Origin of the sequence: Prauserella endophytica (assembly GCF_005146945.1) — a bacterium.
Lineage (GTDB): Bacteria > Actinomycetota > Actinomycetes > Mycobacteriales > Pseudonocardiaceae > Prauserella_A > Prauserella_A endophytica.
Genome location: NZ_SWMS01000008.1, coordinates 233,593 through 258,273, shown reverse-complemented (window position 1 = coordinate 258,273; position 24,681 = coordinate 233,593). Strand labels below are relative to the sequence as shown.

Sequence of the window (24,681 nt, the reverse complement as noted above, 5' to 3'; positions counted from 1 at the left end):
CTCAGTTCTTCCTTTCCGTGGTGAGTGCGCCGCTTTCCAGCAGCTGGTGCACGACGTTGCCGTGCAGGGGCAGGCTCGTGATCTCCACGCCCTCGGGGCGCAGCGCGTCGGCGACCGCGTTGGCGATGGCGACGGGCAGGCTCATGCAGCTGCCCTCGCCGCATCCCTTGGCGCCGAGCCTGGTCAGCGGTGACGGCGTCTCCAGGTGGTCGCTGTCGAGCGCGTAGGTCGTCTCCGCCGAGGTGGGGCACAGGTAGTCCATGAACGTGGCGATGGGCTGTCCCGCCTCGGAGTAGCGCATCTCCTCGTACAGCGCGCCGCCGAGCGCGTGGGCCAGCGCGCCGTGCACCTGTCCCTCCAGCAGCACCGGGTTCAGGATCGTGCCCGCGTCGTGGACGGTGAACACCTGCTCCAGCCGCACCTCGCGGGTCTCGGCGTCGATGCGCACCACGGCGAGTTCGGCGACGAATCCGTAGCACAGGCTGGAGTTGATCTGGTCCGTCCGGCTCGGCGCCTTCGACTCGGGCGGCGTGAACGCGGCCTCCTCGTAGAGCCGCGCGGGCACGCCGGGCGGCAGCGAACCCGGGTCCCAGTGCACGACGCCCGCGGCGTGCCGGAACGGCACCGACCGCGCGGGGTCCTCGCGCAGCCGCACCGCCCCCTCGGCGAGCTCGACGGCGGAGGCGTCGGCGCCGAGCAGGGTCGCGCCCGCGATCTTGATGGTCTCCGCGAGCCGTTCGCTCGCCTCCACGAGCGCGCTGGTGAGCAGCGGCGCGAAGCGCGACGAGTAGCTGCCCGAACTGATCGTCCACGGGGTGGTGGCGGTGTCCATCTCCACGACGGGCCGCACCTGCTCGCGCGGCAGGCCGAGTGCGTCCGAGACCACCTGCTGCGCCACCGTCGCGTGGCCCTGGCCCTGGGGTACGGTGCCGAGCAGCACCGACACCAACCCGTTCGGGTCGACGGAGATCCGCACGTGCTCGGTGGAGCCGGACTTGCCGCGGCCCTTCGCCCGCTGCTCGGCGGGCGTGGCGAGCCCGACGTAGCCGATGTTGGTGGCCGAGGGGTCGACGATCGTGGCGAGCCCGATGCCCAGGTACTCGCCCCGCTCGCGGGCCCTCGCCTGCTCCTGCCGCAACGCCTGGTAGTCGGCGTTCTTCAGCAGCATGTCCAGGGCCGCGTGGTAGTCGCCGGAATCGTAGATGCCTCCAGTCGGCGTCGCGTAGGGGAAGTCGGCGCCGCGGACGAAGTTGCGCCTGCGCAGCTCCCCCGGGTCGAGGTCACAGCGCAGCGCGATCTCGTCCATGAGCCGTTCGAGGCCGAAGTAGAGCTGCTGCCCGCCGAACCCCCGGTTGAGGCCCGTGGGCGTCTTGTTGGTGACCACCGCGCGGGACCGGATGGACACGGCGTCGATCCGGTATGCCCCCGTGATGTTGCCGAAGCAGCGGTAGAGCGTGCTCGGCTCGGGCGGGCGCAGGTAGCCGCCCACGTTGTCGACCAGGTCCGCGCGCAGGCCCCGCACGCGACCGTCGGCCGAGACGGCGGCCTCGAAGCGCATCCTGCGGTCGGAACCGGCCGAGCTGCCCAGCAGGTGCTCCACCCGGTCCTCGGTCCAGCGCACCGGCCTTCCCGCGTGCTTGCTGGCCAGCGCGAGCAGCGCGACGTAGGGGTAGATCCCGGCCTTGATGCCGAAGCTGCCGCCGTTGTCCGCGGGGATGCGCAGCCGGATCCGTGACGCGGGCAGGCCGAACGCCCCGGCCAGCACGGCGACCATCGAGAACGGTCCGTGAAAGTTGGCCCACGCCTCGATCGCTGGCCCGTCTGCCTCGTCCTGCCACTCGGCCACCACCGAGTAGCACTCCATCGGCGTCGACGAGTAGCGCGGAAAGTCGTACTCGCCGACGACGACGCGGTCGGCGCCGGCAAAGACTTCGTCCACGTCGCCGAAGGTGAACGTGCGGTCGGTGGCGACGTTGCTGTCGGCGGTGTCGTGCAGCAGCGGCGCGTCCGGCTCGAGCGCGTCGTCGATCTCCACGACGGGCGGCAGCGGCTCGTAGTCGACGTCCACCAGTTCCGCGGCGTCCTCGGCGGCATAGCGGTCCGCCGCGACGACGATCGCCACCGGCTCGCCGACGAACCGCGCCTTGTCCACCGCCGTCGGGTAGTACGGCATCGGGGTCTTCACCGCCAGCGGGAAGGGCTTGAGCTCGGCGGCCACCTCCTCGGGCCCGACCACGGCAGCGACACCGGGATGCCTGCGCGCGCGGGAGAGGTCCACGCCGCGGATCCGCGCGTGCGGGTGCGGGCTGCGCACGATCGCGGCCGTGAGCGTGCCCGCGAAGGGGTCGAGGTCGTCGAGGAACCGGCCGCGGCCGGTGAGCAGCGCCGGGTCCTCGATCCTGGCGGTGGTGCGCGTCATGTCCGCTCCTGCAGGTCGTGTTCGGCGAGCACCTCGTAGTGCCCCGCTCCAAGCTCGCGGCGCAGGATCTTGCCCACTGCCGACTTCGGGATCTCGGTGACGGCGACGACGCGTTTGGGCCGTTTCAGGGAGGGAAGGCCCGCGCCGTCCCGCGCGAACTCCGACAGCGCCTCGACAGCTCTCGAGGGCTCGGTTCCCGGCTCGGGCACGAAGAACGCGGTGACGGCCTGGCCCCAGCGGTCGTCGGCCGTGCCCGCGACGACCACCTCGCGCACGACGGGGCAGCGCACGAGCGCGTCCTCGATCTCGTCGGGGTAGATGTTCTCGCCGCCGGAGTTGATCATGTCGTCGACGCGGCCGGCGACCCACAGGTCGCCGTCCTCGTCGGCCACGGCGAGGTCGCCGGGGAAGTACCAGCCGTCCCGGATCGACCTGGCGTCGGCGTCGGGGCGGTACCAGTACCCGGCGAACGCCTCGGGACCCGACATCGACACGGCGAGCTGCCCTTGCTCTCCCGGCGCGACCAGGTCCCCGGGGCTCGCACCGGGCTCGGGTGCGACGAGCCGGACGCGGGAGAACACCCCGGCCCTGCCCGCGCTACCGGGCTTGGCGCGGACGTCGGGACCGATCGTGAATGTGTAGATCTCGGTGCTGCCGAAGTGGTTGACGAACCGCGACGGCCGCAGGGTCTCCGTCAGCCGCTCGGCCAGCGCTGTGGTCATGGCGGCGCCGGCGTAGGCGAGCTTGTCCACCGACGTGGCCTCGCCGAGCCTGCCGGTGTGCAGCAGCGACCAGTAGATCGTGGGCACCAGGTAGAGGCAGCTCACGCGCTCGCGGGTGATCAGCTCCAGCGCCTCGTCCGCGTCGAACCGCGCCTGTGGCACCCACGTGCCCGCCGAGAGCACCGTCGCGAGCAGCGTGCGCATGCCCATGGTGTGGAACAGCGGCATGACACCGAGTGTGGTGTCGAAGTAGGACTGTCCACTCTGGATGAGGTGAGCCAGCGCGGCGTAGTGCTCGGCGGAGTGGCTGCGGGGGACGCCCTTGGGCCTGCCGGTGGTTCCCGAGGTGTAGAGCATGACGCTGGTCGCGGCCGGATCGGCCGCGATCCGCGGCGTGCCCGCGCCGCCGCGTTCGGCGAGCTGCTCGATCGTTCCCGCACCCGGACCCGAGCGGAGGCGCGGCACCCCGGGCACGGCGTCCAGCGCGGCCGTCACCAGCCGCTCGTTGGCCTCGTCGTGGATCACCAGCACAGGAGCGGCGTCGGCGACGCAGTAGGCGAGTTCCTCGGGGCCGAACCGGAACGACAGCGGCACCGACACGGCGCCGAGCTTCTGCGCGGCCAGGTGCAGGCTGGCCAGCGCAAGCCCGCCGGACAGCACGAGCACCACCCGGTCGCCGGGACTCACACCCTGCTCGGCCAGCGCGCGGGCGAGCCGGTCAGTGCGGTCGTCCCATTCCGCGTAGCTGAGGGGCTCGGGGCCACCGACGGCGCGGCGATCCGGATATCGCTCGGCGGTCCAGCGCAGCGCTGTGCCCAGATCCATGACTGCTCTCCGTTGCAACAGTTCGGGGACGGGAAGGGGAACCAGTCGACGATCATCTGATTGAAATCGTCCGTTTCAGACTGTCCAGAACGTACGATAGCCTTCGGGGCATGTCAAGCGTCCGGCTGTCCACGACGTCCTACGTGGTCCTCGGCATGATCGCCCTGCGCGGTCCGTCGACGCCCTACGACCTCAAACGCGCAATCGGCCGCTCCGTCGGATACTTCTGGAGCTTCCCGCACGCGCAGCTGTACTCGGAGCCGAAGCGGCTCGAGCACGCCGGCCTGCTGGAGCTCGAGGAAGAGCAACACGGGCGCAGGCGCAAGCTCTACACGATCACCGGCGAAGGTGAGACCGCCCTGCGGAACTGGCTCAGCGAACCGGTGAACGCGCATTTCGAGCTGCGCGACGTCGCCGAGATCAAGTTGTTCTTCAACGAGCTGGCCACCCCCGCCGATGTCGCGCGCCTGGCCTCGGGGCAGATCGAGCAGCACGAACGCCGGATCGCCGAGTACGAGTCCATGCAGAAGCGCTACAGCGACATCGACGATGTCGCCAGCCGCATGGTGACCCTCGAACTCGGGCTCGGCATGGAACGCGCCGCCCTGGACTTCTGGCGCGATGTGGCCGGCCGGGTCGAACGCGGTGAGTTCCCGGCGCCCCCGGCGCGGGAGGCGGCGCGGCGCAGGGCGCGCAAGGCGACATAGCCGGTCCCTATCGTTGCCATCACGCTTTGCGCATTGCCGCGAACGAGCCCCGGTCGCAGGGTCATCTACGACCGCTACCACCAGAGAGGACGAGCGATGGGGCTGCCCGGCGACGACCTGCGCATCACGGAGGTGACCGCGTTCGGTGTCTCCGTGCCCACCCCGCCGCACGCCCAGGTGGACCTCGGCTTCGGCCGCTCGGTCAAGCGCGACGCGGTGCTGGTGCGTGTGCAGACCGAGGCCGGGATCACCGGCTGGGGCGAGTCGCACCACGGCCGCGCGCCGGGCACCGTGGCGCACCTGATCAACACCGCGCTCGCGCCGCTGCTCACCGGCGCCGACGCCGCCGACGTCACCGGGGCGGGCGGCACGCTCGCCAGCGCACAGCTGCGTGGGCTCGGTCTCGGCACCGCCGCGGCCATCGCGATGAGCGGCATCGACCTCGCGCTGTGGGACATCCGCGCCAAGGCGGCGGGCTGGCCACTGCACCGGCTCCTCGGCGGAGCCCCGCGCGCGATCCCCGCCTACGCGGGCGGGGTCGCGCTCGGCTACCAGCCGCCGGCGGCGCTCACCGACGAGGTGCATCGCCTTCGCGAGCGCGGGTTCCGTGCCGTGAAGCTGCGCGTCGGTGACGGCCCCGGTGTCGACGCCGAGCGCGTCGCGGCCGTCCGCGAGGCCCACCCGGACACAACCATCCTCACCGACGCCAACACCGCCTACACACGGGAACAGGCGCTGGCGGTGCTCCCCGTGCTAGCCGAACACGATGTCGGGTGGCTGGAGGAACCGTTGCCCCGTAACGACCCCGAGGGCTACGCCGAGCTGGCTCGTCGCGGCGCGGTGGCGCTGGCCGCAGGCGAGAACCATTTCACCCGCTACGAGTTCGCCGAGCTCGTGCGCGCAGGCAGCATCCGCGTGCTCCAGCCTGATCTGTCCAAAGTGGGCGGCCTGACCGAGGCACTGCGGGTGGCGGCGCTGGCCTCGGCGTGGCACCTGCCGGTGCACCCGCACACGGCGAGCACCGGGGTGAACATGGCCGCCACCGTGCATTTCCTCGCCGCGATCGACAACGCGGGCTACTTCGAGGCCGACGTGTCGGCGAACGCGGCGCTGCATACCGACCTCACCTCTGCCCCGTTCATCCCAGGCCAGGACGGGACCGTACGGCCGCTGGACGCACCGGGCACCGGCGTCGACATCGACGAGGAGTTCCTGGCAGCGCACCCCCTTCTCGACGGGCCCGGCTTCCGCTGAGGCCCCCACTCGGTCCCCATTCGTTGCAACGACGCGACACCGGAGGAATCCATGCAGTCAGCGTGGCTAGTACTACTCATCGTCGGCGGTTACATCGCGATACTGGCCGCCATCAGCTTCCTGTCCGGCCGGTCCGCACGGACGTCCAGCTCGTTCGCCAGCGGCGGTAAGGTGTTCCCCGCGGTGGTGATCGGCTTCCTCATGGGATCGGAGTTCATCGGGACCACCGCCAGCGTGGGGACGGCGCAGGCCGCATACGAGTCCGGGATCTCGGCGGCCTGGAACGTCGTCTCCCTCGGCGTCGGATTCATCCTGTTCTCACTCCTGCTCGCCCGCAAGTACCGGAAACTGGGCGAGATCACGATCTCCGGCGCACTCGCCAGCCACTTCGGAAACCGCGTCCGCGTCGCGACGTCGCTCGTGATGATCTGCGCCCTGCTCATCGTCTCCGTCTCCGTCTATGCCAGCGGCGGCGCCGTCCTGGCCAGCCTGCTCGACATCGACAAGTCCTTCGCCATCGCACTCGTGGGCGTACTCGCGACCGCGTACGTCAGCGTGGGCGGCATGCGCTCGGTCGTCTACACGAACCTGCTGCACGCCATCGTCATGCTGGTCGGCATCGTCGTGCTCGTGGTGGTCGCCACGACCCGCGTCGGCGGCCTCGGCGAGCTCACCGCCAAGCTGCCACCCGGCATGTTCTCCCTCGACGGCGTCGGCCTCTCCCAGATCTTCGCCTGGATGCTCGCCGGTGTCGGGGCGACCTTCGCGACCCAGTACATCGTGCAGGCCATCACCACGGTCGGCGACAGCGTCAAGGCCCAGCGCGCCGGCTTCTACTCGTCGCTGTTCCTCATCTGCTACGGGTTCCTGGCAGCGTTCATCGGCGTGTGCACGGCGGTGTTGTTCCCGCACATCGACAGCATTCAGGCGCTGCCTTCGCTGATCGTGGACCTCGACCCGCTGCTCGCCGGTGTCGTCGTGGCGGGGCTCGCCGGTGCGATGTTCGGCACCATCGCGGCCCTCTCGATCGGCGCGTCGACCCTGCTGTTCAAGGACTTCTACCAGCCCTACTTCAACCCGAAGGCGGACGAGCGCAGGAACCTGGTGTTCATCCGCGTCGCGGCGGGCGTGACCGGGCTGCTGCCGATCGTGCTCGCGCTCTACGCCTCCGACGTGCTCGCGGTGACGTTCCTCGCCAAGGCACTGCGCGCCACCCTCGCCGTGCTGGTGCTGCTCATGTTCTACGCGCCGCGTTACGGCACCCGTAACGGTGCACTGTGGACGATCATGATCGCGCTCGTGGCGACCATCGGCTGGTTCCTCGCCGGCAGTCCGTTCGGCATCGACGAGGCCTACGTGGCGGTGACGGTACCCATCGTGGTGATGACGCTCAGCCAGCTGTTCCGCCGCCGTGGCGCCGACGCACCCGCCGAAGCCACGTCGACGGAACCGGTCGCCCGATGACCGCGACCGTCGCGACGCAGCTCGTCGCCAGTCTCAAGGCGCACGGCGTGCGCCACGTGTTCGGCGTGCCGTCAGAGAGCTTCACGACCCTGCTGGACGCGCTCTACGCCGACGGTGAGATCACGTTCGTTCCCGCCCGGCACGAGGGCGGCGCCGCTTTCATGGCCGAGGCGCACGCCGCCGCGAGCGGCGGCATCGGCGTGGTGCTCGGCGGCAGGGCAGTTGGCGCGGCAAACCTGTCGATCGGTGTGCACACCGCGCGCGAGAACTCCACCGCGATGCTGGTGCTCGTGGGTCAGCTCCATTCGCGCCACCGGGGCAGGGAAGGTTTCCAGGAGACCGATCTGCCCGCGTTCCTCGGCCCGGTCGCGAAACACGCCGTCGAGGAGTCCGATCCGCACCGGGTTCCGCCCGCGGTGGCGCGCGCACTGACACTCGCCCGCACCGGCCGCCCTGGGCCCGTGGTGCTGTCGCTGCCGGAGGACGTTCTCGACCACGAGACCGCCGCCGCGCCCGCACTCCCCCGAGCCGGCACGCGCCCCGCACCCTCGCCCGAGGATGTCACCGCGGTGCGGAAGCTGCTGCTCGGCGCCGCGCGGCCCGTGGTGATCGCCGGGGCGGGGGTGAAGCTCAGCGGGGCCGAGGACGACCTCGTCGCCTTCGCCGAGGCATGGGAGGTTCCGGTGGTCGCGGCGTGGCGGCGCCACGACGTGTTCCCCAACGAACACCCGCGCTACGCCGGTCACCTGCAGATGGGCACCCATCCCGAACTGGTCGCGACGGTGCGCGAGGCCGACCTCGTCGTCGCGCTCGGCACGCGGCTCGGCGAGATCACCACGCAGGGCTACACCGCCCCTGCCGCGGGCCAGCGCATCGTGCAGGTCGACATCGAGCCGGGCCAGCTCGGCAAGGCCTACCCGGTCGAGCTCGCCGTGCACGCCGACGCGCTCGCCACATTGCGGGCGCTGGGCAAGCCGGGAGAACGCCGCGATCCCGGCTGGGCGGACGAACGTCAACGGGTGTACCGGCGGGTGACCACAGTGGACCCCGCCGAGAACGGCGGGCACGTCGACAACCGGCAGATCGTCCGCGCGCTGCGCGCGGGACTGCCGCCCGATGCCGTGGTGACCAACGACGCCGGCAACTTCGCGGGCTGGCTCCACACGTTCTTCCGGTTCCCGCTGGCCCGCACCTACGTCGGGGCGGCCTCCGGGGCGATGGGCTACGCGCTGCCCGCCGCGATCGGAGCGAAGCTCGCCGATCCGGACCGCACCGTCGTGTCGGTGTCCGGCGACGGCGGCTTCCTCATGACGGTCCAGGAGCTGGAGACCGCGGTCCGGCTGCGCCTGCCGCTGGTATCTCTCGTCTTCAACAACAACATGTACGGCTCGATCAGGATGCATCAGGAACGCCGGTATCCCGGCCGCGTCATCGGCTCGGAACTCGGCAACCCGGACCTCGTGGAGCTGGCGTGCGCGTTCGGCGCCTTCGGCGCCAGGGTCGCCGCCGACGCGGATTTCCCCGCCGCGCTGGAGGCCGCGCTGGAGGCCGCGCTGGGCGCGGGCCGCCCTGCCGTCGTGGAGATCGTGACCGACCCCGGGCAGATCTCGGTCTGGAACACCATCGGAGACCTACGCGAGAGGATGGCATGAGCGACGAGACTCCCCGAGCACTGACCGTCCGGCTGCGGCGGCGGCGCGGCGCGGCCTGGGGGCCCGGCAGCGGCGTCGGCAGGGAGGCCACGCTGAAGCGGCGGCTGCCCTCGCTCAGCGACGTCGAACGCGCCGCCCGCAGGCGGCTGCCCAGGTTCGCCTACGACTTCGTGGCCGGCGGCACCGGCGACGATCTCGGCGTGCGGCGCAACCGGGCCGCGCTCGACGGGATCGAGATCGTCCCTCGCTACGGCGAGCTGCCAGCCGTCGGCACCGAGACGACCCTGTTCGGCCAGACCTACGCGAGCCCGGTCGGCATCGCCCCCGCCGGGCTCGACGGGCTCGCCTGGCCGGACGCGACCCGGCACCTCGCGGCCACCGCCGCGCGCGCGAGCATCCCCTACATCACCGGCACGCTGGCGTCCGCGTCCATCGAGGAGGTCGTCGCCCGCGCCCCCGGCCGCACCTGGTTCCAGCTCTACGGCCTGCCCGCCGAGCACCACCGCGTCACCTTCGACCTGGTGCGCCGCGCCGCCGACGCGGGAGCCGAGGCACTCGTCGTCGCCGTCGACGCGCCCGTGCGGTCCAAGCGGCCAAGGGACCTGCGGCACGGCCTCGTCGTGCCCTTCCGCCCATCGTTCTCGACGGCGCTGCAGGTGGCGAGCGCGCCCGGCTGGTCGCTCGCCGCGCTGCGCAGCCGCGTTCCCGTGTTCGCCAACATGGGCCGCTACGTGGGCGCCTCGCCCACGCTCGACGAGGTCGCCGGCTTCGTACAGGGCGGGTTGCGTGGCGGGTTCACCTGGTCCGAGATCGCCGAGCTGCGCCAGGCGTGGCCACGGGCACTGGTGATCAAGGGCCTGCTGCATCCCGGGGACGCCGAGCGCGCGCTGCAGGCGGGCGCAGACGGCGTGCTCGTGTCCAACCACGGCGGCAGGCAGTCCGACGCCGCGCCTGCGGCGATCGACGTGCTGCCCGCCATCACCCGCGCGGTCGGCTCTGCCGCGACGGTGCTCTTCGACAGCGGGATCCGCTCCGGACTGGACGCGGCGAAGGCGCTGGCGCTCGGTGCCGACGCGGTGTTCTGCGGGCGGGCCTTCCTGCTCGGGCTCGCTGCCGCGGGCAGGACCGGCTCCGACCACGTTGCCGCGCTGCTCACCGAGGAGCTGCGCACCGCGCTCGGCCAGTCCGGCGTCGCGGGCCCGAAAGGGCTGCGCGAACTCGACATCCGTCATCCCACCGCATGGAACTTCGGCTGAGAGGACAGCATGGCACTTCCACCTGGTGCGCGGTTGCGCACATGGCTCGACAGGCTGCAGGAAACCGGACGGCTCGCGCTCGCCGAGCGCGGAGTCGATCTCCGCTTCGGCGTCGCCGGTATCGCCAACCGGCTCGACGGGACCCAGGCCACCCTGTTCCCGAAGCCGGGCGGGCATCCGGTGCCGGTGGTTTCGGGACTGCTGTCCCAGCGCGGCTGGATGGCCGAGGCCGCCGGAGTAGCCGAGCCCGACCTCGTGGGCCGCTTCCAGCAGGCGTGCCGGGAACCGGTGCCGTCGGCGCCGGTCACCGACGGCGCGTGCCAGGAGGTCGTGCACACCGACGTGGACCTCGCCCGGCTGCTGCCCCTGCCCACCCACAACGAGCACGACCACGGCGCCTACCTCACGGCGGGACTGCTGATCACCCGTGACCGTGAGACGGGCACACAGAACGTCTCGATCCACCGGCTCCAGGTCAGCGGACCCGACCGGCTCGGCGCGCTGCTGCTGCCCCGGCACACCCTCGCGTTCTTCCGTAACCGCGAACGCCTCGGCGAAGACCTCGACGTGGCGATCGTGATCGGCGCCGACCCGCTCACCCTCATGGCCTCGCAGGCCGCGGTGCCGCTCGGACAGGACGAGCTGGAGATCTCCGGAGCGCTCCGCGGTGAACCGCTGCCCGTGGTGCGTTGCCTCGACAGCAACATCATGGTGCCAGCCGACGCCGAGATCGTGCTGGAGGGCAAGTTGCTGGCCGACGTCCGCGAGCCGGAAGGCCCGTTCGGCGAGTTCCCGCAGTACTACGGGCAGCGCGCCGATCGGCACGTGATCGCGCTGAGCACCGTCACCCACCGCCGGGACCCGCTGTTCCACACCATCGTCGGCGGCGGCAGGGAGCACCTGCTGCTCGGCTGCATCCCGAGGGAAGGCTCGTTCCTCTCCGAGCTGCGCCGCAATTTCCCGTGCGTCACCGGCGTGCACCTTTCCCTCGGCGGCACGTGCCGGTACCACCTGTACGTGCAGGTCGACGGTCCAGCGCCGGGCGAGGCGAAGAACGTCCTGCTCGCCGCACTGGCCGTGCACTACGACGTCAAGCACGTGACCGTGGTGGACGCCGATGTCGACGTCACTGACCCGACGGAGGTCGAGTGGGCGGTGGCGACACGGTTCCAGGCCGACCGCGACCTCGTCGTCGTGCAGGGCACCCAAGGGTCCAAACTGGACCCTTCCACGGTCGACGGGGTCGGCGCGCGGCTCGGCTTCGACGCCACCGTCCCGGCCGGGGCCGAACCCATGCGCTTCCTGCGCATCCGCGTACCGGGTGTGGACGACCTGGACATCGGGGCGCTGACGAGCCCCGCACCGGCATCGTGGCGCGACGCGGTGCGCTGAGTTCCGCGGGCAGGGCACCGGTGCTCCACAGCAGGACGCGCCGCTCCGGGGCGAGGACAGCGCGATCTCCATCACGGTGGACTTCTTCGGCTGTCCGCGTGGTGGGTTGTTGAGGCCGGGGCGGATGGAGGCCTTCTTCTCTAGCGTCATTCGTATCGTGTTTCCGCGCTAACAGAGGACACCAGAATCGAAGAACGCTCAACATTCGTCCGACCTTCGCCCAATGGGCATAGCCAGTCATTGGACAAGAGACCGAACGGACCATTTCCAGATGCTGCTACCAGCGCAGCCATGGCTCCCTGCGACTTGGCCGCATCAGCAACAGGGAGACCCGATCCACCATCTGTGGGATGTAAGCTCCGCGCCCGTGGTGAGCGTGCCTTGGCTACAGCGGTGTTGAAGTAAAGCCGGGAGCTTCCTCCGCCGCTCCCGCTCGCAACTCGTGCAGGGGCCACGCTGTCGTCCCCGCGCCCGCGGTGCTGTTCCCAGCACACCGGGACGAGCATCCTTGGGCACTCCGCTTTGGTGGCGGAGGAAGACCTTCATCGTCTCGATGAGCTTCTCCGGCTAGGTGTTGTCGTCCTCCAGATCCCGCGTCACCGGCCGGACCTCGCGGTCCACGAAGTCTCGAACGGTGCCGACGATGAACTGCTCTTCGGTGGTCAAGCTCAGGCAGGGTGTGTCCTCGCGGTGGTGGGTGACGGCACGAGGTGCCGGGGTCCGGTGGCGACGCCGTCGAGAGCGAGCACCCGGCCGCCCTTGGCCGCCGTAACGACGAGTGTGTCGCGGGCCGGGCCCGCGAAGCAGAGGTTGGTCGGAAAGGTGCCGTCCGGAAAGCGAATCGGGGCACGTGGTGTGCCATCGGCGTCGAGTACCGCGATCCGGTCGGCGTCGGGCAGGGCCGCGTAGAGCCGTCCGTCGGAGTCGAACGCCAGGCCGTCCGGCCCGCCGGGAAGCGCGGCGAGGACGCCATCGAAGCGCAGGGACGCCCCGTCCCAGGTGTAGCCGAGCAGACGGCGTTCGCGGGTGGCGGCGACGATCAGGCGGGTTCCGTCGAGGTCGAAGGCCAGCCCGTTGGGGAAGCCGATCCCGTCGGCCATCACCTCGAGCCGGCCGTCCCGCGGGTCGTAGGCGAACAGCTGGCCGGGGCCCTCCTCGTGGGGGCTGCCCGGGTCGGTGAACCAGATCCGCCCGTCCGGGCCGCGGACCAGGTCGTTGGGTGCGCGCACCCCGGTGGTGAGCGCGTCCAGGACCGTGCCGCCGAGCAGCGTCTGCAGTCCCGCGGCGGCCGGGCGGTGCGAGCTGCTCCGCCGCACCGATCCCCCGTTCTGGGCGACCCACACCCGGCCGTGCTCGTCCTCGGCGAGCCCGTTGGGGCCCCCGCCGGTCTCGACGCGGCGCACCACGGTGCCGGTGCGGTGGTCGAGTTCGAGGACCTGGCCGCGGGACACGCTGGTCACGAGCAGGCGGCCGTCGCTGGTCCACAAGGGACCTTCGGTGAAGCCGACCCCGCTGGTGAGCAACCGGATGTCAGGCATCGAACACCTCGCGGAGCTTGAGCTTGCTGACCTTGCCGGTGTCGGTGAGCGGCAGATCGGCCGCGGCCATCAGCAGGAACCGGCCGGGCACCTTGTAGCTGGCGGCGCGGGCGCGGATGTGGGCGGTCACGTCCGCGATGAGGCCCTCCCGGTCGGTGCCGGGGTCGCGCGACACCAGCACGCAGGCCATCACCTCCTCGCCCGCATCGCCTGGCACGCCCATGACGAAGGCCTGGTCGACCGCCGGGTGGCTGATGAGGATGTCCTCGACCTCCGCGGGGGCGATGTTGATCCCCCTTACCTTCATCATCTCCTTGCGCCGCCCGGCGAAGTGGAGCCGGCCGTACTCGTCGAGCCGCCCGAGGTCGCCGGTGCGGAACCAGCCGTCGCGGAACGCGTCGGCGTCCAGTTCCGGCGCGTCGAGGTAGCCGTCGATGACCGCGCCGGACAGCTCGATCTCGCCGGTGACCCCGGCCGGGCACGGCGCACCGGCGTCGTCCACGATCCGGATGCGCTGGGTGGGCAACGCGGTGCCGCACGTCTGGAGTTTGGCGTCGACGGGGTCGAAGGCGTCGCTGACCGCGGAGTGGCCGTAGCCCTCGGTGAGCCCGTACATGCTGCAGACCTGGCTGACGCCGAGTTCCTCGATCACCAGCCGTTTGTCCTCCGCGGTGAACCCGCAGGTGCCGGTGCGCAGCGACGAGATGTCGCGCTTGCCGAACGACGGCGCGGACAGCAGCGCGCGGGTGGTCGGCGCGAGTCCGTAGTAGACGGTGCAGCGCTCACGCTCGATGAAGGCCAGCGCCTCGTCGCCGTCGAGCCGTTCCTGCAGGCAGAGCGTGGTGGCGTGGGTGAGGGCGACGGGCAGGGCGTTGGCCGTACCGTAGCCGAAGAAGAACGGCGCCGAGATCCACAGCCGGTCGCCGGGGCGCAGGTGCTGGCGGCGGCCGATCTCGCGAGGGTTGGCGACCAGCGGGCCGTGGCGCAGCGGGACCGGTTTGGGTTTCGCCGTGCTGCCGCTGGTGAACAGGATCGCCGCGAGGTCGCCGGGGCCGACCGGCACGTCGACGGGCGGGCCGGCGGGCAGCGCCGGGGGCAGCTCGGCGCCGGCGGGCCAGGTGAGCGCGCCGAGGTAGTCGCGGCGGGATTCGCCGTAGAGCTCGCCGTACCCGGCCTGGGCCAGGTCGGCGAGGACGTCGCGGCCGAACAGCTTGTCGTCGGTGACGACGGCGCGCAGCCCGGCCCGCTCGATCACGTAGGCGTATTCGGAGGAGCGGTACCAGGTGTTGACCGGGACCGCGACCAGACCGGCGAGGTGCGCGCCGAGGGTCGCGGTGAGCCAGCGCAGCCCGTTGGGCATCAGCACGCCCACCCGTCCCCCCGGCCGCAGGCCCGCGGCCGCGTAACCGGCGGCCATCCGCTCGCATGCCCCGAGCAAGCCGGCGAAGGTGGCGCTGCCGTCGGCGGCGACATGACGCAAGCCTTCACGAGGTTCGATGCCGTTGGCGATGTCCTTCTCCAGCCGTTCCAACAACGGACCCGTAGTGTCGTCGTGGATCCACACCAGGATCTGCGCCTTGCTCTTCACGTAGTGGTAGAAGGTCGCCTTGCGCAGGCCCACGGCTTCGGCGATGTCGCCGACGTTGGTGTCAAGGAGCCCCTCCCGGCGCACCTGCGGAAACCGTACTCCTCGCGGTCCCCGGTAGCACGGCCTTCGATTCGTTCGAAGTCGGCCGCGCGGGGCGGTGAGCGCCAGCAGCGGTCACCTACGGTGGCGGGCGATGGAGCGAACGGGTACTCGACTCGCCCGACGGAGCCGTAGTTACACCAGTGTTCTTTTTTTGTCAGTGATATCCTGTTCAATTAGCGGACACATTCAGGCGCTTGGCCCTCCGGCGTTCTCGGCTAAAATTGAGGCGCATGGGGAGGAAACGTAAGAGTTCGACGGGATTCCTTGGCCGCTATTTCGGTTATCTGCTTTTGCCGATTATCGTGTACGGATGGGCATCGGGCAACGTGAGTGCGGCCTTCATTCTGATCGCCTCGTCATTGGCCATCGTGTACATGCTGTTCGCCGTGCCGACGTGGTGCATGGCGACGACACGAGACGGTCTCGGTTGCCGCCGGAACTCCAACGGCCTGCTGCTTGGCTGCTCATTGCGGGAACACAAGTGGCAGAAGATGAAAATGGCCGTGCAGGCCAGCAAGTGGGGCGAGTTGTTCGCGAAGTTCTGGTCGAACACGTCCAACGCCGCGGCGGCGGTGAGCGCGATCGCGGGAACCGGATCGGCCATCGTCGCCGCGCTGGCGCTCCTCACTGCGTAGCGAGTTCGTCACTCTCTCCGCCGACGTTAGGCAGGCCGCGTTTATCGAGCGCGTCGCCGACGGACTCGCCCCGTGGGTGACGCTGATGGTCAGGGGTGTCCCGGCTACCCAGCCCAGCGCGTCGAACACTGTGCGGTCGGCGATCCGTCCGCGGCAGTCGACGGCCGCCGGTCCGTACACGGCGGCCCCGGTGCGTGGCGTGGGGAGTGTGACCAAGGGCAGCAGCCAGTGGGACGCGGCGGTCATCGGGGAGCACCAGTCCTGGATAGGCGTGGTCGGGAAGGCGACCGGATCGATCACAGCGCCGGTCATGCCCACCACCGCCGCCGCAGGCGTGACGGGTGGGGCAGAACGCCGGTTCTGGGTTGGAGTGCGTTCAAGCACCAGTATGTTGGATGTAACAGTGATGCCACGAAAGAGTGGCCGAGCCCGGGATCGGGCCGGCCTCGATGGCTTCTACTGCCGTAGAGGTGACGAGGGGATTTGCCTACGTTGGTGATGCTGAGGCAGACCATGACCAAGTCACGCGGACCATCGAGACCGCAACACCCGCTGTGCTGGGCAAGGTCAAGGACGATGAGTTCCTGAACTGGTGGCGTACCGTGATCGACACCGGGAAGGTGGACCCGCGAGATGAGGCGCATGCCAAATGGCTGATCGCCGCGGAAACGGTAGGTGCCTATCCAGCACGTTGACCGAGTCGCCGTGGGATGACGTCCGGGTCGCCGCAGGGTCGACGTGCGCGCTCGCCGGCGAGTGAACAACGCGGGGGTCCGAAGCCGCCCGGCGCGGATTTCCCGCGGAGCTAGGCCGTGGCGCGTTCGATGGGTCCAGCGGGGCGGGCCTCCGACGCCACGAACGCAAGACAGTCTTCCTCCCTCGCCACATCCTCCGCACTCGTCTGCTCCCGCAGAGTCCGGGACCGAAGACGAACTCCAAGCCGAACGTAGCACCAGCATGACAGCACTGCCTTATATAAGTGGAGACTGGTACGATCCGGGTTTGTGCACGCGTTCGACATCCTCGGCGACCCGGTACGCCGGCGCATTCTGGAGCTGCTCGCCAAGGGTGAGCTGACCTCTGGCGCGATCACGGATGTGGTCCGGGCCGTCCGGCACCGATCCATCAGCGAAGGGAACACGACATGAAAGACGTACTGGACGAACTGGCCGCCGCGCGCCGGGCCATGGGGAAGGGCAGCGTGCCCGCAGGCGACGCGTACACCATTGAGGTGCGGCGTCGATACGAAGCGCAGATCGAGGACGTCTGGGACGCCCTTACCAGTCCCGAGCGGCTCCATCGCTGGTTGAAACCGGTCACCGGTGACCTGCGGCTCGGCGGGAAGTTCGAATTGGAGGGTGGTGAGCACGGCGAGATCCTCCGGTGCGAGCCGCCGCGTCTGCTCAAGGTGTCCTGGCTCTACGGACCGGACGCCGACGCGTGGCCCGGCACGAGCGAGGTGGAGGTGCGTCTGGCCCCGGGCCCCACCGGCGACACCGAATTCGAGCTGATCCACGCAGCGGTCGTCGAGGAACCCCTCTTCCCGACCTACGGCCCCGGTGCCGGCGGCGTTGGCTGGGACCTGTATCTCCTCGCCCTGGCCCGGCTGTTGGCCGGTGACGAGACCACCGACCACGAGGCGGTCGAGAAATCGCCCGAAGTGCGCGAGTTCATCCGGCGCAGCGCCGCGGCCTGGGGCGAGGCTCACCTGGCCGCCGGTGGCGAACCGGAGCACGTCGCGGCCGCAGTCGAGGCCACCACCAACTTCTACGCACCCGACCCGGCCTGACCTCCCCGCTGCGGTGGGCTGACGAGCATCCCTGGGAACTGCGCCGCCGACGAGAATTGTCAATCGCGAAACGAATGTCAGACCTCTCCGTCGAGGAGCAGGACGTGTAACACAACAGCATGTTGTCCCACCCCTAAAAGGAATGCGCGCCATGAAGTACACCAACTCGATCGAGATCGCTCTGCCGCGAGAGAAAGTGGCCCAGCTGCTCGCCGACCCGGCACAACTACCGAAGTGGCTGCGCAGCATGGTGCTGCACGAGCCCGTGAATGGGATACACGGGCAGCTCGGTACCAAATCGCGGGTCGTGATGCAGTCGGGGAAGCGTAAGATCGAATGTACCGAAACGATCACACGCCGGGATCCGGCAGACCTGCACGGGATCCCGAAAGAAACCGTCGTTCACTTCGACCGAGAGATCGTCGGCCCGGGCATGTGGAGCATCGTGCGCGATCGGCTGACCGAAGCCAATCCCGAGACGACGCTCTGGGAGCAAGAAAGCGAATACCGGTTCAGCGGCCTGCTGATGCGGCTGGTGGGGCTTCTCATGCCCAGCGCCTTCCGCAAGCAGTCGCAACAGCACATGCAGGATTTCAAGGCGTTCGCCGAACAGGGGAAGGATGTCCGCGAAGGGAAAGACTGACCTGCCGCAATCAGCAACGAGAATCTCCGACGATCGGCCGTTGCTCGGCGTCAATACCAGCGTTCTATGGCGGCGGTCCACAGATACGGCAGTTCAGGTACATCGACAATCTGCGGATGCCCAGGCTGTCCGGGCGCTGCTGGCATGCCGTGATGATCGACGAAGACGGTGTGCTGGACCAGCGCGGCGGGCTGCCACTGCGGGTCGCCGACGAGAATCACTGGAACGGCGTCCGGACGGAGCTGCAGCACAGGGTTGCCGGGCGGCACAGGGATGCGCCACGCGCTCGTGCAGCCAGTCCGATCGGTTGGCCCGGCGTCGAACCGTACGGCCCGGCCTCGGAGCTCCGCCGGCAGCGTCGCCTGTTGCTGCTGCGGGCGTACCAGGCGGGCCCGCCACCAAGGTCGTACACGGTCTGCTTTCGCAGGCGCAGGCCCCGCAACGCCGTGACACCCGGCATCGTGAAGACCGATTTCTCCGCCGCCCCGACCCGCGCAGAGACGCTCATGGGACACGTCCCGAAACAGGCGTCGTTGCCGCGAGTGCCACGGAGCCCATCGAACGTGCCACCGCTCCAACTATCGAAAGCCCGTTCGACCAATGGTGTCAGACGGGCTCGACCACAAGCGAGGCTTGGCAATCTGGCATCAGAACCCGTGATAAGGGCGGAGCCCCGCAAGGCGCGCTCTAACGTACTCCTCGGTGGGCTAGCAAGAGCGCAGCAACCCCGAGACTGTCACCATAACCCCACGCGGCTTCATGCGCGGCGATCTCTTGGCGCAGCAGGTACCGCAGCAGTTCCGCGTCGTTGGGTGTGTGGTCACGAGCCAGCATCCCCAGTACAGCCTCGCGGGCTGGGCGATTGACATCGTCAGGCAACCCGAGTTGGTCCGCACTCCGGACCTACTCGACCTGCGCCCAACGTCCTGGGTCGGCGCGCAACCAACCCAGCGACTCCACAGACATCGCCGACTCCCAACCGCAATCGTAGGGCTCTACCGAGCTAGCGGAAGCGTACAGAAGCACTGCAGGCGTGGCTGCTTGAGAGCGCGTCGCCGGGCCATCAAGGCGTTCAAGCTGACCAGGGCCGAACGACGCGCCGCAGACCGCGGCCTACGGGGTCGACCTTTGGGTGCCGGAGCTGGGCGGCACCGGATCTTCGCCTACCTCGACAGCCAGGGCGACACAGCTATCGCCAACGTCCTCGAGCGCGACGGCATCCCCTTCCCGTCGGCCCACCGGCGTGAGCAGAACCTGCACCGGCTCGCCGATGGCTGGCAGGCAAGCGCGGTCCGAACGATCCTCGACAACCCGCGCTATACCGGTGTCAGGGGAAGACGACCGTGCTGTGGCCGTTGAGCAGCACCCGCCGTTCGCAGTGCCAGCGCACCGCGCGGGACAGCGCGAGCGCCTCGGCGTCGCGGCCGACGGTCTGCAGCGCACGCGGGTCGTAGGTGTGATCGATCCGGATCACCTCCTGCTCGATGATCGGGCCTTCGTCCAGATCGGACGTGACGTAGTGTGCGGTGGCACCGACGAGTTTGACGCCCCGCTCGTAGGCCTGGTGGTAGGGCTTGGCGCCCTTGAACCCGGGCAGGAACGAGTGGTGGATGTTGATCGCGCGGCCGTGCAGCGCCTTGCTGGTGGCGTCCGAGAGGATCTGCATGTAACGAGCCAGCACCACCAGCTCGGCCTCGTAGTCCTCGACGAGTCGCAGCAGGCGCGCCTCTGCGGCGTCCTTCGTCTCCGCGGTGACCGGCACATGGATGAACGGAAGCCCGGCCGACTCGGCCATCGGCCGCAGATCCTCGTGGTTGGACACCACGGCCACGATGTCGGCGCCCAGGCTGCCTGCCCGCCAGCGGAAGATCAGGTCGTTGAGGCAGTGCCCGAGCTTCGAGACCATGACCAGGATCCGGGCACTGCGGTCGGCGCTGAACTCGTAGGTCATCTGGAACTCGGCGGCGACGGGTGCGAAGCCGGCGGAGAGACGATCGAGGTCCGTGCCCTCGGGCGCGCTCACCTGCGTCCGCATGAACACCCGGTCGCGCACGGCGTCGTCGAACTGCCGGTGTTCGGCGATGTCGCAGCCCTGCTCGAATAGGTATCCGCTGACCGCCCGCACGATGCCGGTGCGGTTGGGGCAGCTCAGGGTGAGGGTGATGGTGTCAGTCATGGGTTCTCCTCAGCACTCGACGATGTTGAGAGCGAGCCCGCCACGGGCGGTCTCCTTGTACTTGTCCTTCATGTCCGCGCCCGTCTCGCGCATGGTCTTGATCGCCTTGTCCAATGACACGTGGTGGGCGCCGTCACCCCGCACCGCCATCCGAGCCGCTGTGATGGCCTTGACCGAGGCCACCGCGTTGCGCTCGATGCACGGAATCTGCACCAGGCCGCCGACCGGGTCGCAGGTCAGGCCCAGGTTGTGTTCGATGCCGATCTCCGCGGCGTTCTCCACCTGCTCGGGCGAGCCGCCGAGGACCTCCGCGAGACCGCCCGCGGCCATGGAGCAGGCCGAGCCCACCTCGCCCTGGCAGCCGACCTCGGCACCGGAGATGGATGCGTTCTCCTTGAACAGCAGGCCGATGGCGCCTGCGGTGAGCAGGAACCGGACGATGTGGTCGTCGTCGAAGTACGGCAGGAAGCGGGCGCAGTAGTGCAGCACGGCGGGCACGATGCCGGCGGCACCGTTTGTGGGCGCGGTGACCACGCGCCCGCCCGCCGCGTTCTCCTCGTTCACCGCGAGCGCGAAGAGCGTCACCCATTCCATGGCGTGCAAGGGGTCCAGATCGTCCACACCGGACTCGAGTCGAGCGCGGAGCGCGGCGGCCCTGCGGCGAACCCTGAGCCCGCCGGGCAGTGTTCCACCGGTGTGCGTGCCGCGTTCGACGCATTCGCGCATCACCGACCAGATGTGCAGCAGCCCGGCCCTGATCTCGGGCTCCCCGCGCCACGCCTGCTCGTTGGCGAGCATGATGTCGCTGATCCGGAGACCGGTCTCCCTGGTCAGCGCGAGCAGTTCGTCCCCGGTGGTGAACGGGTAGCGGACCGGGGTGGAGTCCTCGATCAGAACGGGGTTCCCGGCCTCGTCTTCGTCCAGCACGAAGCCGCCGCCGACCGAGTAGTACTCGCGGCGGTCGAGCTCGGCGCCGTCGGCGTCGCAGGCGACGAAGAGCATGCCGTTGCTGTGGAAGTCGAGCCGCTTGCGCCGGTGCAGCACCACGTCGTCGTCGACGGAGAAGCCGATCTCGTGCTTCCCGCCGAGACTGAGCCGCCCTGTCGTGCTCACGGCGACGACCGCCGGGTCGGCGGCCACCGGATCGACCAGGTGGGGCTGCTCCCCGGCCAGTCCGAGCACCACCGCCTTGACGCTGCCGTGGCCGTGACCGGTCGCCCCGAGCGAGCCGAACAACTCGCAGCGCACGCGCGCCGTGCGGGCGAGCCGGCCGGACGCACTGAGTCGGCTGACGAACAGGTAAGCGGCACGCATGGGGCCGACGGTGTGTGAACTCGAAGGCCCGATCCCCACCTTGAACAGGTCGAACACCGAGATGGTCATTCAGCCCTCCGCTTGATATATCAATATGCGACACTGTCTGACGCTCTGGATGTCACGACGTATGATGACCATGTGACGACGGCACCTCACGAGCTCGAGCAGCCACAGGCCTCGCTGGCCGACCGCGCGTACGCCGCGATCCAGGACCGGCTGATCATGCTCGACATCCCGCCCATGTCCCCGATCGACGACGTCGCGGTGGCCGAGTCCCTCGACATGGGCCGCACGCCCGTCCGGGAAGCGCTCAAACGCCTCGAGGTCGACCGGCTGGTCGTCTCCTACCCGCGCCGCGGCACGTTCGCCACCGGCGTCGACATCACCGATCTCGCCTACATCTCCGAGATCCGCGTGCAGCTGGAGCCGCTGGCGGCCCGCCGCGCGGCCGAGAGCTCGGGTGACGCGACGCGCGCGGGCCTGGCCGAGCTGGCCGAGACGATCCGGCACAAGGACGTGCACACCTTGGAGCGCACCGAGCTGATGCACTGGGACCTGCGGGTGCATCGGGCGATCTACCGCGCCGCGGGCAACCCGCACCTCGAGGACACGCTGGTGCGCTACCACAACCTCGCCACCAGGATCTTCTGCCTGTTCCTCGACCGGATCGCGCACTTCGACCGGCACATCGGCGAGCACGTCGGCCTGCTGCTGGCGATCGCGGACGGCAAGGGCGCCGAAGCCGAGCACATCGCCCGCGACCACGTCACGGGCTTCGAGAAGGCGGTCCGGGCGATCATCTGAGCGCCCGGGCCGCAACCCGCTACCCCACCGCGGCGAGCACATCGAGCGCATCGCTGGTCGCCGCCACATCGTGTACCCGCAGGATCCGCGCCCCGCGCTGCGCGGCCAGCACGGCGGCGGTGACCGACGCGCTCACCCGCTCCCGGACCGGCCGCCCGGTGAGCCGCCCGAGCATCGCCTTGCGCGAAAGGCCGACCATCACCGGCGCGCCCAGCTCGGTGAACACCGCGAGCGAGCGCAGCAGCTCCAGGTTGTGCTCCAGCGTTTTGCCGAAGCCGAACCCCGGATCGACGATCAGGTGCTCACGGGGAATGCCCGCACCGGCACAAGCATCCATCCGCTCCCGCAGGAACTCGGCCACCTCGGACAGCACGTCGGCGTAGGCCGGGTTCCGCTGCATGAGGTGCGGCGGCCGCAGCATGTGGGTCAGGCACACGGGCACGCCCAGCTCCGCGGCCGCGTCGAGCGCGCCGGGGTAACGCAGCGCCCGCACGTCGTTGATCAGCGACGCCCCGGCGGCCACGGCGGCCCGCATCACCTCCGGCCTGGAGGTGTCGACCGACAGCGGGGTGCCCGTCCTGCCCGTCAGGCGTTCGATCACGGGAACCACCCTGGCGAGTTCCTCGGCCACGGACGGCGGATGGGCACCCGGCCGCGTCGACTCCCCACCGATGTCGACCAGGTCGGCGCCCTCGTCGATCAGCCGCAGCGCGTGGTCGGCCGCCGCGTCCGGGTCCGCGAAGGAGCCGCCGTCGGAGAAGGAATCCGGGGTCACGTTGACGATCCCGCACACCAGCGGACGGGTCCCCGGCGCGCGGACCGGGAGGAGGTCCGCGACGGCGGCGGTGCAGTGAAGGCCACCATCACTGCGTTGAGCGCAGGCAGGGTGGCCTTCACTGCGCACCCCGGTCATGGCGACCTCCGCGCGGCGGACTCCACGGTGTGGCGCAGCAGCAGGGCCGTGGTCACGGGTCCCACGCCGCCCGGCACCGGGGTCAGGCCGCCCGCGAGCCCGCTCACCGCGGCGGCATCCACGTCACCGGCCAGGCCACCGTCGTCGGTGGGGTTGGTGCCGACGTCGATCACCATGGCCCCTGGCCGGACGTGCTCCGCGGTGATGAGACCCGTCCGGCCCACCGCCACCACGAGCACGTCCGCCCTAGCGGTGTGCTCGGCGAGATCCGAGGTGTGGCGGTGGCACACGGTGACCGTGGCGTCGCGGCGAAGCAGCAGCTGGGCGGCGGGCTTGCCGACCACGGTGGACCGTCCGACGACCACGGCGTGCCGCCCCGCGAGCGGGACCTCGTAATGGTCCAGCAGGGCGAGCACCGCCGCCGCGGTGGCCGGAGCGAACGCGGTGAGCCCGGCGCCGAGTCGACCCAGCGACACCGGGTTCGCGCCGTCGACGTCCTTCTCGGGGCTGATCGACGCCGCCAGGTCCGCGAAGTGTGCCCCGTCCGGGAGCGGTGTCTGCAACATGATGCCGTGCACCTCGGGATCGGCGCTCAGCGCGGAGAGCGTGGCGCCGATCCGGCTTGGCGGGGCATCCGGCCCCAGGTCCACGACGCTGCACCGGATCCCGGTCTTGGTCGCCGCGCCCCTGATCGAGCGGACGTACCAGGCCGTCGACTCGTCGGCCGTGGCGACCACCACGGCCAGCTGCGGCGGGGTTCCCGCCGCGGTCAGGTCCGCCGCGGCGCTCGTGACCTCCGCGCGGAGGTCACGGGCCAGCCCCGTGCCGGAGACGACGGTCGTGGCGGCCAGCTGGCTGGTCATCGGGCGATCACCTCCCGCACGGCGGCGGTCACCTTGTCTGCCCGCAGCGCGATGTCGTCCACCGTGGCGATGGCCTCCAGCAGCTCGGACCGTTCCACCTCATCGCTGATTCCCGCGAGGTTGACCTCCACGTTGACCCGGGCGGTGGTGGCCGCCGCCCTGGCCGCGTCCGCCGCGGCGGCGACATCGGTGACGACGTTGCGGTTGCCGATGGGCAGGAGCTGCTCGGCCAGCCCGACGGCCGCCTCGGCGGCCGCGACCACCTTGGCGGGAACCCGCCCCGCCTCGACGAGCGCCCCGGCGATGGCCTGCTTCCGTGCGGCCTTTTCCTCGGCCGTGGACCGGGGAAGACCATAGGCCGCACCTACGCCGCCGAAGGCCTCGATGTCCTCTTCGGACAGGCTCAGCGCCCACTCGCGCAGATTGTCGGCGGTCTCCCTGATCGCGGTGATGCTCCTGGCGTGCTCGGCGTACTTCTCGCCGTCGCTGTAGCGGGCGACCATGCCGAGCAGCGCGGCTGCCTGGGCCAGATGCAACCCGGCGCTCGCCCCGCCGCCCGGGGCCGGGATCCGGGCGGCGAGATTGTCCAAATAGGTCTCGATGGGATACGTACGCATGACCT

The 24,681-nt window shown here is 70.1% G+C and carries 23 protein-coding genes and 1 pseudogene; 13 read left to right on the top strand and 11 right to left on the bottom strand.

The genetic code is table 11. The features are described 5' to 3' along the window. Position 1 precedes the first annotated feature (1 nt). Positions 2-2,419: a xanthine dehydrogenase family protein molybdopterin-binding subunit gene (locus tag FCN18_RS17120; protein WP_137095590.1), complete on the bottom strand. Its 2,418-nt coding sequence runs from the start codon at positions 2,417-2,419 to the stop codon at positions 2-4. Beyond that, a complete protein-coding gene (locus FCN18_RS17115; protein ID WP_137095589.1) occupies positions 2,416-3,966 on the bottom strand; it encodes an AMP-binding protein in 1,551 nt (516 codons plus the stop codon). The genes FCN18_RS17120 and FCN18_RS17115 overlap by 4 nt, the downstream gene beginning before the upstream one ends. 110 nt (positions 3,967-4,076) lie before the next feature. On the opposite strand from FCN18_RS17115, the gene FCN18_RS17110 reads away from it, so the two are divergent. From FCN18_RS17110 to FCN18_RS17085, 6 genes are all read left to right on the top strand, one after another. Then, positions 4,077-4,673 (top strand): PadR family transcriptional regulator, encoded by a 597-nt coding sequence (locus tag FCN18_RS17110; RefSeq protein WP_112273824.1) that lies wholly within the window; start codon positions 4,077-4,079, stop codon positions 4,671-4,673. A gap of 96 nt (positions 4,674-4,769) precedes the next feature. Then, complete coding sequence (locus FCN18_RS17105) at positions 4,770-5,927, top strand: mandelate racemase/muconate lactonizing enzyme family protein (protein ID WP_206077921.1); 1,158 nt, start codon at positions 4,770-4,772, stop codon at positions 5,925-5,927. A gap of 51 nt (positions 5,928-5,978) precedes the next feature. Continuing rightward, the gene (locus FCN18_RS17100) at positions 5,979-7,391 is read left to right on the top strand and encodes a sodium:solute symporter family protein (protein ID WP_137095588.1); all 1,413 of its coding nucleotides are present in this window, start codon (positions 5,979-5,981) and stop codon (positions 7,389-7,391) included. Continuing rightward, positions 7,388-9,043, top strand: a complete 1,656-nt coding sequence (locus FCN18_RS17095) for a thiamine pyrophosphate-dependent enzyme (protein WP_137095587.1) — start codon at positions 7,388-7,390, stop codon at positions 9,041-9,043. The genes FCN18_RS17100 and FCN18_RS17095 overlap by 4 nt, the downstream gene beginning before the upstream one ends. Then, positions 9,040-10,299: an alpha-hydroxy acid oxidase gene (locus FCN18_RS17090; RefSeq protein ID WP_112273830.1), complete on the top strand. Its 1,260-nt coding sequence runs from the start codon at positions 9,040-9,042 to the stop codon at positions 10,297-10,299. The genes FCN18_RS17095 and FCN18_RS17090 overlap by 4 nt, the downstream gene beginning before the upstream one ends. 9 nt (positions 10,300-10,308) lie before the next feature. After that, a complete protein-coding gene (locus FCN18_RS17085; RefSeq protein ID WP_137095586.1) occupies positions 10,309-11,691 on the top strand; it encodes a UbiD family decarboxylase in 1,383 nt (460 codons plus the stop codon). 567 nt (positions 11,692-12,258) lie between these two features. Here FCN18_RS17085 and FCN18_RS40175 read toward each other — a convergent pair. Genes FCN18_RS40175 through FCN18_RS17070 form a run of 3 tightly spaced genes read right to left on the bottom strand, consistent with a single transcriptional unit; the run spans position 12,259 to position 14,901 of the window. After that, positions 12,259-12,357: an acyl-CoA dehydrogenase family protein gene (locus tag FCN18_RS40175; RefSeq protein ID WP_137095585.1), complete on the bottom strand. Its 99-nt coding sequence runs from the start codon at positions 12,355-12,357 to the stop codon at positions 12,259-12,261. Between the two features lie 2 nt (positions 12,358-12,359). After that, positions 12,360-13,229, bottom strand: coding sequence for an SMP-30/gluconolactonase/LRE family protein (locus FCN18_RS17075; protein ID WP_137095584.1), 870 nt, complete (start codon positions 13,227-13,229; stop codon positions 12,360-12,362). Next, positions 13,222-14,901 (bottom strand): AMP-binding protein, encoded by a 1,680-nt coding sequence (locus FCN18_RS17070; protein ID WP_137095583.1) that lies wholly within the window; start codon positions 14,899-14,901, stop codon positions 13,222-13,224. The genes FCN18_RS17075 and FCN18_RS17070 overlap by 8 nt, the downstream gene beginning before the upstream one ends. A 248-nt stretch (positions 14,902-15,149) precedes the next feature. On the opposite strand from FCN18_RS17070, the gene FCN18_RS17065 reads away from it, so the two are divergent. The 5 genes and pseudogenes from FCN18_RS17065 to FCN18_RS17045 all read left to right on the top strand — a co-directional run bounded on the left by FCN18_RS17065 (position 15,150) and on the right by FCN18_RS17045 (position 17,986). Beyond that, positions 15,150-15,554, top strand: a complete 405-nt coding sequence (locus tag FCN18_RS17065; RefSeq protein ID WP_228714006.1) for a hypothetical protein — start codon at positions 15,150-15,152, stop codon at positions 15,552-15,554. Between the two features lie 419 nt (positions 15,555-15,973). Next, entirely contained in the window at positions 15,974-16,249 is a 276-nt protein-coding gene (locus FCN18_RS17060; RefSeq protein WP_137095582.1) for a hypothetical protein, read from the top strand. 309 nt (positions 16,250-16,558) lie between these two features. Further along, a pseudogene (locus tag FCN18_RS17055) lies at positions 16,559-16,663 on the top strand (transcriptional regulator); the annotation flags it as partial. 35 nt (positions 16,664-16,698) lie between these two features. Next, entirely contained in the window at positions 16,699-17,343 is a 645-nt protein-coding gene (locus tag FCN18_RS17050) for an SRPBCC domain-containing protein (RefSeq protein WP_228714005.1), read from the top strand. A 151-nt stretch (positions 17,344-17,494) separates the two neighbouring features. Beyond that, on the top strand, positions 17,495-17,986 hold the full coding sequence (locus FCN18_RS17045; RefSeq protein WP_137095581.1) for an SRPBCC family protein: 492 nt from the start codon (positions 17,495-17,497) through the stop codon (positions 17,984-17,986). A 50-nt stretch (positions 17,987-18,036) separates the two neighbouring features. On the opposite strand, the gene FCN18_RS39110 is transcribed toward FCN18_RS17045, so the two are convergent. Then, positions 18,037-18,207 (bottom strand): hypothetical protein, encoded by a 171-nt coding sequence (locus FCN18_RS39110; protein WP_158303131.1) that lies wholly within the window; start codon positions 18,205-18,207, stop codon positions 18,037-18,039. Positions 18,208-18,745: 538 nt separating this feature from the next. Between FCN18_RS39110 and FCN18_RS40170 the strand changes: the two genes are divergently transcribed. Further along, on the top strand, positions 18,746-19,345 hold the full coding sequence (locus FCN18_RS40170) for a recombinase family protein (RefSeq protein ID WP_228714004.1): 600 nt from the start codon (positions 18,746-18,748) through the stop codon (positions 19,343-19,345). On the opposite strand, the gene purU is transcribed toward FCN18_RS40170, so the two are convergent. Together purU and FCN18_RS17030 are read right to left on the bottom strand one after the other, a co-directional pair. Next, a complete protein-coding gene (gene purU / locus FCN18_RS17035) occupies positions 19,314-20,162 on the bottom strand; it encodes a formyltetrahydrofolate deformylase (protein WP_112273903.1) in 849 nt (282 codons plus the stop codon). The two genes, FCN18_RS40170 and purU, sit on opposite strands and share 32 nt — an antisense overlap. Positions 20,163-20,171: 9 nt before the next feature. Further along, positions 20,172-21,545, bottom strand: coding sequence for an L-serine ammonia-lyase (locus tag FCN18_RS17030; protein WP_137095580.1), 1,374 nt, complete (start codon positions 21,543-21,545; stop codon positions 20,172-20,174). Between the two features lie 72 nt (positions 21,546-21,617). On the opposite strand from FCN18_RS17030, the gene FCN18_RS17025 reads away from it, so the two are divergent. Further along, complete coding sequence (locus tag FCN18_RS17025) at positions 21,618-22,283, top strand: GntR family transcriptional regulator (RefSeq protein WP_112273907.1); 666 nt, start codon at positions 21,618-21,620, stop codon at positions 22,281-22,283. Positions 22,284-22,302: 19 nt separating this feature from the next. Here FCN18_RS17025 and folP read toward each other — a convergent pair whose 3' ends face one another. The 3 genes from folP to FCN18_RS17010 form a co-directional block, all read right to left on the bottom strand. Further along, positions 22,303-23,058: a dihydropteroate synthase gene (folP, locus tag FCN18_RS17020; protein WP_233520200.1), complete on the bottom strand. Its 756-nt coding sequence runs from the start codon at positions 23,056-23,058 to the stop codon at positions 22,303-22,305. A 134-nt stretch (positions 23,059-23,192) separates the two neighbouring features. Continuing rightward, positions 23,193-24,059: a bifunctional 5,10-methylenetetrahydrofolate dehydrogenase/5,10-methenyltetrahydrofolate cyclohydrolase gene (locus FCN18_RS17015; RefSeq protein WP_137095578.1), complete on the bottom strand. Its 867-nt coding sequence runs from the start codon at positions 24,057-24,059 to the stop codon at positions 23,193-23,195. Further along, on the bottom strand, positions 24,056-24,676 hold the full coding sequence (locus FCN18_RS17010; protein WP_137095577.1) for a cyclodeaminase/cyclohydrolase family protein: 621 nt from the start codon (positions 24,674-24,676) through the stop codon (positions 24,056-24,058). Before FCN18_RS17010 ends, FCN18_RS17015 begins: the two co-directional genes overlap by 4 nt. Positions 24,677-24,681 lie beyond the last annotated feature (5 nt).

Excerpts from the sequence above, each read along its gene's own strand:
- FCN18_RS17050 (WP_228714005.1), top strand. The coding sequence starts at position 16,699 with ATGAAAGACGTACTGGACGAACTGGCCGCCGCGCGCCGGGCCATGGGG.
- FCN18_RS17100 (WP_137095588.1), top strand. The coding sequence starts at position 5,979 with ATGCAGTCAGCGTGGCTAGTACTACTCATCGTCGGCGGTTACATCGCG.
- FCN18_RS17075 (WP_137095584.1), bottom strand. The coding sequence starts at position 13,229 with ATGCCTGACATCCGGTTGCTCACCAGCGGGGTCGGCTTCACCGAAGGT.
- FCN18_RS17085 (WP_137095586.1), top strand. The coding sequence starts at position 10,309 with ATGGCACTTCCACCTGGTGCGCGGTTGCGCACATGGCTCGACAGGCTG.
- FCN18_RS17015 (WP_137095578.1), bottom strand. The coding sequence starts at position 24,059 with ATGACCAGCCAGCTGGCCGCCACGACCGTCGTCTCCGGCACGGGGCTG.
- FCN18_RS17095 (WP_137095587.1), top strand. The coding sequence starts at position 7,388 with ATGACCGCGACCGTCGCGACGCAGCTCGTCGCCAGTCTCAAGGCGCAC.
- FCN18_RS17115 (WP_137095589.1), bottom strand. The coding sequence starts at position 3,966 with ATGGATCTGGGCACAGCGCTGCGCTGGACCGCCGAGCGATATCCGGAT.
- FCN18_RS40170 (WP_228714004.1), top strand. The coding sequence starts at position 18,746 with ATGCGCGGCGATCTCTTGGCGCAGCAGGTACCGCAGCAGTTCCGCGTC.
- FCN18_RS17030 (WP_137095580.1), bottom strand. The coding sequence starts at position 21,545 with ATGACCATCTCGGTGTTCGACCTGTTCAAGGTGGGGATCGGGCCTTCG.
- FCN18_RS17065 (WP_228714006.1), top strand. The coding sequence starts at position 15,150 with ATGGGGAGGAAACGTAAGAGTTCGACGGGATTCCTTGGCCGCTATTTC.
- FCN18_RS17010 (WP_137095577.1), bottom strand. The coding sequence starts at position 24,676 with ATGCGTACGTATCCCATCGAGACCTATTTGGACAATCTCGCCGCCCGG.
- FCN18_RS17110 (WP_112273824.1), top strand. The coding sequence starts at position 4,077 with ATGTCAAGCGTCCGGCTGTCCACGACGTCCTACGTGGTCCTCGGCATG.
- FCN18_RS17045 (WP_137095581.1), top strand. The coding sequence starts at position 17,495 with ATGAAGTACACCAACTCGATCGAGATCGCTCTGCCGCGAGAGAAAGTG.
- FCN18_RS17120 (WP_137095590.1), bottom strand. The coding sequence starts at position 2,419 with ATGACGCGCACCACCGCCAGGATCGAGGACCCGGCGCTGCTCACCGGC.
- FCN18_RS17105 (WP_206077921.1), top strand. The coding sequence starts at position 4,770 with ATGGGGCTGCCCGGCGACGACCTGCGCATCACGGAGGTGACCGCGTTC.
- purU (WP_112273903.1), bottom strand. The coding sequence starts at position 20,162 with ATGACTGACACCATCACCCTCACCCTGAGCTGCCCCAACCGCACCGGC.
- FCN18_RS17090 (WP_112273830.1), top strand. The coding sequence starts at position 9,040 with ATGAGCGACGAGACTCCCCGAGCACTGACCGTCCGGCTGCGGCGGCGG.